Annotated in this window: 5 protein-coding genes and 1 pseudogene; 3 read left to right on the top strand and 3 right to left on the bottom strand. The window is 63.5% G+C overall.

Annotated features, from left to right (window positions below):
• The 3 genes from ACIQ47_RS13305 to glnE all read right to left on the bottom strand — a co-directional run.
• On the bottom strand, positions 1-1,631 hold a 1,631-nt coding region (locus ACIQ47_RS13305), incomplete at its 3' end, for an efflux RND transporter permease subunit (RefSeq protein WP_396438576.1).
• A 9-nt stretch (positions 1,632-1,640) separates the two neighbouring features.
• The gene (locus ACIQ47_RS13300; protein WP_396438577.1) at positions 1,641-2,678 is read right to left on the bottom strand and encodes an efflux RND transporter periplasmic adaptor subunit; all 1,038 of its coding nucleotides are present in this window, start codon (positions 2,676-2,678) and stop codon (positions 1,641-1,643) included.
• 184 nt (positions 2,679-2,862) lie between these two features.
• On the bottom strand, positions 2,863-5,601 hold the full coding sequence (glnE, locus tag ACIQ47_RS13295) for a bifunctional [glutamate--ammonia ligase]-adenylyl-L-tyrosine phosphorylase/[glutamate--ammonia-ligase] adenylyltransferase (RefSeq protein ID WP_396438575.1): 2,739 nt from the start codon (positions 5,599-5,601) through the stop codon (positions 2,863-2,865).
• A gap of 221 nt (positions 5,602-5,822) precedes the next feature.
• Here glnE and ACIQ47_RS13290 point away from each other — a divergent pair, with 221 nt between their 5' ends.
• From ACIQ47_RS13290 to ACIQ47_RS13280, 3 genes and pseudogenes are all read left to right on the top strand, one after another.
• Positions 5,823-6,377: a hypothetical protein gene (locus ACIQ47_RS13290; RefSeq protein ID WP_396438574.1), complete on the top strand. Its 555-nt coding sequence runs from the start codon at positions 5,823-5,825 to the stop codon at positions 6,375-6,377.
• 96 nt (positions 6,378-6,473) lie between these two features.
• Positions 6,474-8,552, top strand: a complete 2,079-nt coding sequence (locus ACIQ47_RS13285; RefSeq protein ID WP_396438573.1) for a sensor histidine kinase — start codon at positions 6,474-6,476, stop codon at positions 8,550-8,552.
• Positions 8,549-8,658, top strand: a pseudogene (locus ACIQ47_RS13280) (DNA-binding response regulator); the annotation flags it as partial. The gene ACIQ47_RS13285 and the pseudogene ACIQ47_RS13280, both read left to right, overlap by 4 nt.

Here is an 8,658-nt window from a genome sequence, read left to right as displayed (position 1 = left end):
GGCGGAATGAAGCCCTTGGGCAGCAGCGGCACCAGCATGATGGAGCCGATGAAAAACAGCGTGGCCAAAACCATGGTGACCAGGCGGTGCCGCATGCACCAAGTGGCCCACACCATGTAGCGCTTGAGCCAGCCCGACTCGTGCGCGGCTGTGACGATGGGTTTGAGGATGTACGCCGCCATCATGGGCGTGAGCACCCGCGCCACCACCAGCGAGGCGAACACCGCCAGCGATGCCGTCCAGCCAAACTGTTTGAAGAACTTGCCCGGGATGCCGCTCATGAATGCCGTGGGCAAAAACACCGCGATCAGGGTGAAGGTGGTGGCGATCACGGCCAGGCCGATCTCGTCGGCCGCTTCCATGGCGGCTTGGTAGGGCGATTTGCCCATGCGCAAGTGTCGCACGATGTTTTCCACTTCGACGATCGCGTCGTCCACCAGCACACCAATGACCAATGACAATGCGAGCAAGGTCACCACGTTGATGGAAAAGCCCAGGTACGCCATGCCAATGAAGGCCGGAATGACCGACAGCGGCAGCGCCACCGCCGAGACAAAGGTGGCCCGCCAGTCGCGCAAAAACAGCCAGACCACCAGCACCGCCAAAATCGCACCTTCGTACAACAACACGAGTGAGCCCTCGTATTCCTCTTCCACGAAGGTCACAAAGTCAAAGGCTTCGGTGATCTCGATGTCGGGGTTTTGCAGGCGGTATTCGGCCAGCGCCTGGCGCACCAGGCGGCCCACGGCCACTTCGCTCTCGCCTTTGCTGCGCACCACTTCAAAGCCCACCACAGGCTTGCCGTTCAGGCTGGCGGCTGATCGGGCGTCGGCCAGGGTATCGCTCACCGTGGCCACTTGGTCTAAACGAACACGCCCACCACGCGATGTGGCCAACTCGATCTGACCCACTTCTTGCGCTGTCTTGACGGTGGCCAACGTGCGCACAGGTTGCTCGCCCGCGCCAATGTCCATGCGCCCACCCGAGCCTTCTTGCTGCACTTGCTTGAGCTGGCGCGAGATCTCGGCGGCCGTGATGCCCAGCGACTGCAGGCGGTTTACATCCAATGCGACACGGACTTCGCGTGTCACGCCGCCCACGCGGTTGACGGCCCCCACACCCCGCAAAGACAAGAGCTTGCGGGTGATGTCTTTGTCGACCAACCAGGACAAGGCCTCGTCGTCCATGCGCGGCGAGCGCACCGTGTAGGCCAGCACGGGCGTGCCCGCCAAGTTGAGCTTTTGCACCACCGGGTCGCGCAGGTCGCCGGGCAAGTCGGCGCGCACCCCCTGAATGGCAGAGCGCACATCGTCCACCGCCTCCTGGCTGGGCTTTTCCATGCGGAACTCGGCGGTGATGGACACCACACCGTCTTGCACCTTGGTGGTGATGTGCTTCAAACCCTGCAGTGGGGCCAGCGCGTTTTCGAGCTTGCGGGCCACATCGGTTTCGAGCTGCGAGGGCGCCACACCGGGCAGGCTGGCGGTCACCGAAATGGTGGGCACATCCAGATCGGGAAAGTTCTGCACCTTCATCGAACCGAAGGCGATGAAGCCGGCCACCGTCAGCAGCACAAACAGCATGACGGCGGGAATGGGGTTGCGGATCGACCAGGAAGAGACGTTGATCATGGCGTCCCTTTACTTGGTGGCGGGCGCGTCGACCACACGCACCGTGTCGCCATGGTTCAAAAATGCACCGCCACTGGCCACCACGCGGGCATCGGCTTTCAAGCCACTGGCCACTTCGACGCGATCGCCACTTTGGCGTCCGGTTTGCACCTTGAGCTGGCTGACTTTTTGGTTGGCACCGACGGTGTAAACGTAGCTGAACCCATCGCGCACCACCACGGCGCTTTGCGGCACGGTGAGCGCCTGGCTTTGGCCCAGCGCGATCTCGCCTTGGGCATACATGCCTGCGCGGGCGCTGCCGGTGGCAGCGGGCAAGTCCACGTACACGATGGCGTTGCGGGTTTGTGCATCGACCGAAGGCGCAACCATGCGCACCTTGCCTTGCAGCAGCTGGCCGCTGGCGGCCTTCACTAGCACCAGCGCGCCCACCTGGATGCGGCCCATCTCGGCGGCCGTCACTTCAGCGCGCCACTCGATGCGGCCCTGTCGAATCAACCGAAACAACTCGGTGCCCGCGCCCACCACGCTGCCCACCGTGGCTTGGCGCGCCGAGATCACGCCCGCATCGGGCGCACGCACTTGGGTTTGCGCCAGGCGCGCGGTTTGCAGCTGCACCATGGCGCGGGCCGACTGCACACGCGCCTGCGCTGACGCATCGGCGGCCAAGGTCTGGCTCAACTGCGCGTTGCTGAAAAAGCCCTGCTGCTGCAAGCTGCGAGCGCGCTCAGATTGGACTTTCGCTTCTTGCGCGCTGGCCGTGGCTTCTGCAAGGGCGGCCTCGGCCTGCGCCAACTCGGCGCGAAAAGTATCGGCCTGCAAAGTGGCCAACACATCACCGCGCTGGACCCGGTCGCCCACATTCACATGCACATCGGTGATCTTCAAGCCGTTGGCTTCTGCACCGATAACGGCCTCTTGCCAAGCGGCCAAGCTGCCGTTGGCGCTGATCTTTTGAGCGAGACTTGCGGTTTGGGGCATGGTGACAGTCACCGACAGCGTTGGTTTGCTGGCACCCGGTGATTTGACCGGCTCAGCCGCACAAACCATGCCCACTGCTGCAACCCACAACCCAAGACCCCCCCACATCCGAACACGGTTTTTTTTCATGGCTTTTCTTTTTGCGATGCGCTACGTTAGCTCTTGAAGTTTAGCGCGAGCCCATGACTGCTCACAGTGTCCTCCGGCATATAAAGGCCATAACGCGCACCCAGCCTGATGCCCCAAACCGCCCTCAATGCATGACAAAGCGCCACACCGCCAAAACCGCATCGCGCGCTGAGCTGAGCGAGAGGGGGTCCACTTGGGTGGGCTCTTCGTTCAAGCGCGCACGGTGTTGCAAGCGCCGCATTTCGCGGTAGGCATTGGCCGCTGCTTGACCCACGCCTTGCGGCAACAAAACAGCTTTTTCGGCGCGTTGAAGCAAAGCGATGTTGCCCACGTTATCGGCCAACTCGGGGTGTGCGGGGGCGTGCAAAAGCACCAGGTACTGCATGGCAAATTCGGCGTCGACCATGCCACCCGGGCTGTGCTTCACATCAAATTGGTCGGGTTTGACCGGGTGGCCTTGCCGGACGCGTTCGCGCATGGCCACGATTTCGGCTTTGAGGCTGACCGCGTCGCGCGGGGCGCTGATGACGGCGTGGCGCACGGCGTCAAAGCGGGGGGCCAGGCTGGGCCAGCCCATGACAAAACGGGCGCGCGTCATGGCCTGGTGCTCCCAGGTCCAGGCGGTGTTGCTGCCGCGTTGCTGCTGGTAATCGGCGTAGGCCTCAAAGCGGGTAACGAGCAGACCCGAGTTGCCGTTGGGGCGCAGGGCGGTATCGATTTCGTACACATCACCTTCGGCGGTTTTGACCGTCATCCAGTTGATCATTTTGCGCACGTAGCTGGCATAGATTTCCTGGGCGCGTTCATCTTCGTCGTCATACACAAACACGATGTCCAGGTCGCTGCCATAGCCCAATTCTTTGCCACCCAATTTGCCGTAGCCGATGATGGCCATCGCTGGTTCGTCGCGGTGGCGGTTTTTCAGGCGGTCCCAGCACCAGCGGGCCGTCACGCGCAACACCGCATCGGCCAGGGCGCTCAGGTCGTCGGCCACTTGCTCCACCGTGAGCACGCCTTCCACATCGCGGGCCAAGGTTCGGAACTGCTCGGCGTGGTGGGCGCGACGCAGCAGGTTCATCAGGCTTTCTTCGTCGTCTTCGCCCGTGCGCTGCAGGGCGGCCCGCCGCGCTTGCAGCTCCGCTTCAAACTCGGCAGCGTCAAAGCGGGTGTCAAACAAGTTGCCCCCGGCCAGCTCGTCGATCACGCCCGGATGCTGCAACAAATACCGTGCAGGCCACTTGGCCGCGCCAAGCAAACGCAACAGGCGTTCGTAGACCGAAGGGCGCTCCAGCATCAGGGCCAAGTAACTTTCGCGGCGCAGCAAGGGCTCGATCCAGTCGGCCATGCGCAGCACGGCCACTTCGCTGATGCGGCCTTCGCCCAGCCACTGGGCGGTGCGCTGGAGCAAACGCATCAGCCGCCCACGCGCGTCATCGCGCAAGGCCAGCACGCGCGGGTTGTCAACCCACTGGGCCAGTCGAACGCGCACCGGGCCTATGAAATCGCTGAGCACCGACTCCAACTCGGCGTGTTCGCGGCCATGGCCGCTCTTGCCATTTTTGCCGTTGCAGGTTTTGCAATCTCGGTCGCCGCCGAGCAAGGTGTCGAACTCCTGCGCCACGACTTCACGGTGCGCGTCCAGCGCGCTCAAGAAGCTGCACGTGCTGGCATGCCCCAGCGTCTGCGCGATCCAGGCCAAATCATCGTCGCGGGTGGGCAGCACATGGGTTTGCTGGTCGTCCAGGTACTGGATGCGGTGCTCTACCTGACGCAAGAACACATAGGCCGCGCTCAGGGCGTCGGCGGTGGCCTGCGGCATGAGGCCGGCTTTGGCCACGCGCTGCAAGGCGTCCAGGGTGGGGCGGGTGCGCAATTCAGGAAACTGCCCACCGCGCACCACTTGGAGCAATTGCACCGTGAACTCGATCTCGCGGATGCCCCCGCGTGACAGCTTCACATCGTTGGCACGTTCCGGATGGCCTGCGCTGCGCTTGGCAGCATGGTCGCGGATTTGCTGGTGCAGCGTGCGCAGCGACTCGAACACGTTGTAATCGAGGTAACGGCGAAACACAAAGGGCAGCACCACCGCCCGCAGCGCCTGGGCCGAACCATTGAGCATGGCCGTGCGGGGCGCGACCACGCGGCTTTTCATCCAGGCAAAACGTTCCCATTCGCGCCCCTGCACCAGCAAATACTCTTCCAACGCGCCCAGCGAGACCACGCTGGGCCCCGAGTTGCCGTTGGGGCGCAGCGCCAAATCGACCCGGAACACAAAGCCGTGTTCGGTGGTGTCACCCATCAGCGCGTACATGCGCTTGACGGCGCGGGTGAAGTACTCCTGACACGACACTTTGTTGCGGCCTTCGCTGTTGCCCAGCGTCTCGCCGTCTTCGTCATAGACATAAATCAAATCGATGTCGCTCGACACGTTCAGCTCGCGCGCACCCAGCTTGCCCATGCCCACGATCCACATCTCAGCGCGCTGGCCGCTGGCTTGGGTGGGTGCGCCATGCAAAGCATCCAGATCGGCCATGACTTGCTGCCAGGCAATGTCGAGTGTGACTTCGGCCAGCCAGGTCATTCCCTGCGTGACGGCGGCCAGATCGGCCTGACCCGTGCAGTCCCGCTGGGCCAGGCGCTCGAGTGTGAGTTGGCGCAACACGCGCAAGGCCGCGCTGGTGTCCAGGCCCCGAGATTGCAAGGCGGCGTAAACGGCTCTCAGGCTGTCTCGGGTGGGAGAGCCGGGCGGCAGCAGCGGCAGTTCATCGGCGTAGCGGCGATGCAAACGCTGCACAAAGCGCGAATAAAGTGGCAAATCAATTGGCAAATCCACAAGGCAGGGCACGCCGGGCAGCGAGTCCATCGGGGGGGTGAGATCAGAGCGGTCGTCTGTGCACGGGCTGCGGGTCATAATTCCTTCTGACTTTTTAATTCATGCGTTTGTGTCGTCTTCACCCACTTGGCCCCCCACCGAAGCCTTGCTGCGCCCGTGGTTGGCGCGGGCTGTTAGGATTGTTTTTTTGGGGGCTGCTGGTCGCCGGGCTGGTGTTGGGTCTGGCTTGGGCGACGCTGCATTTTTGGATTGTGCCGCGAATCGCCGAGTTTCGCCCTGCGCTTGAAAGCCTTGCCCGCCAATCGCTGGGTGTACCGGTGCGCATCGGCGGCATGTCGGCGCAAAGCACCGGCTGGGTGCCCTCTTTTGAGCTGCGTGACATCGAGCTGCTGAACGACCAAGGTCGAACCGGGCTGCGCCTGCCCAAGGTGCTGGTGGCGCTCAGCCTGCGCTCAGCAGCGCTGGGGCAGCTGGACCAACTGGTGCTGGATGCGCCCGAGTTGACACTGCGCCTGAACGCCGATGGCCAGTGGCAGATCGCCGGAATGGCATGGAGACCCTCGTCCACAGAAAACTCGGCTGCGGCCGACTGGTTGTTTGGCCAGCGCGAAGTGGTGGTGCGGGGCGCACAGGTGATCTGGCATGGGCCAGACATCGGAATCAATACCCCGCCAGGCAAGGACAACGCCCCACTGAACCTGCTGGCCCAACACGCCAGCGGCACCACCGACCCGAAGCCACGCAGCGCAGCACAGGCCGCTGGCTGGCGGCCCGCGAAGGCAGCCCTTGGCGCAAAAGCGAAATGAATTTCGTGCTGGACGTGCAGGACGCCGGGGCCTTGCCGACCCGGTTGGGCGCGCCAGGGGCTCTGCGCAGCGGCACGGGTGCAGGACAATGCGGGCATGACACCCCAAGCGCTGCAGCGCCTGATCCCCACATTCAAAGCACGCACCCTGGCCTGGTGGCTGGCGGTGGAAGACGCTTTGCCCGGGGGGCGGGGCCGCCGCAGCCTGTGGAGCGCCCTGATCGCGCTGGTCATGGCGGTGCTGGTGACCCTGGTGTGGCTGGCCGGGCGTTACGAAGCCAGCCAACTGCAAGCCGAGCTGGAGCGCGACACCGTCAACGCGGTCGGTGACTTGCGCACCCAACTGTCGCGCCATGTGCAGGCGCTGCAGGGTCTGCAATCGAGCCATCCGTCCGAAGCCTTCTGGACCCTGGAGGCCCAAGCCCTGTTGCGCGAAAACCGCGACATGTTGCGCATCGAGTGGCGTGATTCTTCACTGAGCCTGATCAGCTCGGTTGACTCGGCCTTGCGCAGTCCGGTGTTTGAACGCGTGCGCCGCAGCGAAACCTTGAGCGAAACCCAGCAAGCCTGCTCACAGGCCAAGCGCAGCAGCGGCCCCAGTTATTCGCGCTCTTATTTCCTACCCCAGACCGATGGTTTGGGCATGGAAGTCATGGACATGTGTTTGCCCAACATGCAAGGCGGCGTGCTGGTGGGTTTCACGGTGTTGACCTATGGTCTGCAGGAGCTGATCAATGCGCGTTTGGGCGTGGGCTATGGCCGACGAAACGAAATCTCCTTCACCGAACCCGACGGCACACGCTTGGCCATTGCGGGCAACCAGAGCCGGGGCTTGCGCGTGTTCACCGCCCAACAACTGGTGGACTTGCCGGGCAACACCTTGGTCTTGCGCATGGACGGACGCCGAGGCGAGCCTGACCTGTTCCCCAATGTGTTCACAGCCCTGGTCACCGCCATGTCAATCGCCCTGGTCACGGTGATGGTCTTGCTGGCCAAGGACTCGCGACGTCGCCTGAAAGCAGAAAACGATTTGGCCGAAGCGCTGGCCTTTCGCAAGGCCATGGAGGACTCGCTGGTGACCGGCCTGCGTGCGCGCGACTTGGAAGGCCGCATCACCTACGTGAACCCGGCCTTTTGCCAGATGGTGGGGCTGGCGGCTGAACAATTGACCGGCCAGCTGGCCCCCATGCCCTATTGGCCGCCGGAAATGGTCGACGAATACCAACAACGCCATGCCATCCGGTTGGCAGGCAACGCACCGCCGCGTGAAGGCTTCGAGTCGGTCTTCATGCGGGCCGATGGCACGCGCTTTGAGGTGTTGATCATCGAAGCACCGCTCATCAGCTTGCAAGGCCAGCAAACCGGCTGGATGGGCGCAGTGATCGACATCAGCGAGCAGCGGCGCATCGAAGAGCTCTCGCGGGCCAGCCAGGAGCGCCTGCAGGCCACTGCGCGATTGGCCACCGTGGGCGAGATGGCCTCCTTGCTCAGCCACGAGCTGAACCAACCGCTGGCCGCCATCGCCAGTTATGCCAATGGCTCGCTCAACCTGCTCAAAGACCCCAACGCTGCGCCGCAAACCCTGGACGATGTGCACATGGCCTTGCGCCGCATTGCCGAGCAGGCGGGGCGAGCAGGCAAAGTCATCAACAGCGTGCACGACTTTGTGCGCCGCCGCGACCAGGCACGCGAAGCGGTCGCACCTCAGGCCTTGCTTGACGCCATTGCGCCGTTGGTCAACCTGCAGGCGCGCAAACTGCAGGTCAAGGTGCACACCCGCTTCGAATCCAAGCTGCCCCCGGTCCTGTGCGACCGCACCATGGTGGAGCAGGTGCTGCTGAATCTGGCGCGCAATGGCATGCAGGCGATGGACCAGCCTGACAGCATGGAGCGGGTGCTGGTGCTGCAGGTGCGGCGTGCCGCTTCAAACGCCGAGCACGGCTGGGTCGAGTTCTCGGTCAGCGATGTGGGCGTGGGCATTGCTGACGACGTGGCTCGTCAGCTGTTCACGCCTTTTTTCACCACCAAGGCCGAAGGCATGGGCCTGGGCCTGAGCCTGTGTCGCACCGTGGTCGAGCAACACGGCGGACACCTCAGTTTCGAGCCCTTGGTTCCCCGGGGAACGGTCTTTCGCTTCACCTTGCCCGCTGTGCTTTTGGATAAGATCGCCGCATGACCTACACCGACACGCCCACCGTTTTCATTGTGGATGACGACGCCAGCGTGCGCGAGGGCATGGCCTGGCTGCTGCGCACAAGGCGCTTGCTCAGTGAGTCTTTTGA

The organism is Limnohabitans sp., from assembly GCF_044373035.1.
Lineage (GTDB): Bacteria > Pseudomonadota > Gammaproteobacteria > Burkholderiales > Burkholderiaceae_C > Limnohabitans_A.
The sequence above is the reverse complement of the archived record's forward strand: the minus strand, read 5'-3'. Positions and strand labels throughout refer to the sequence as shown.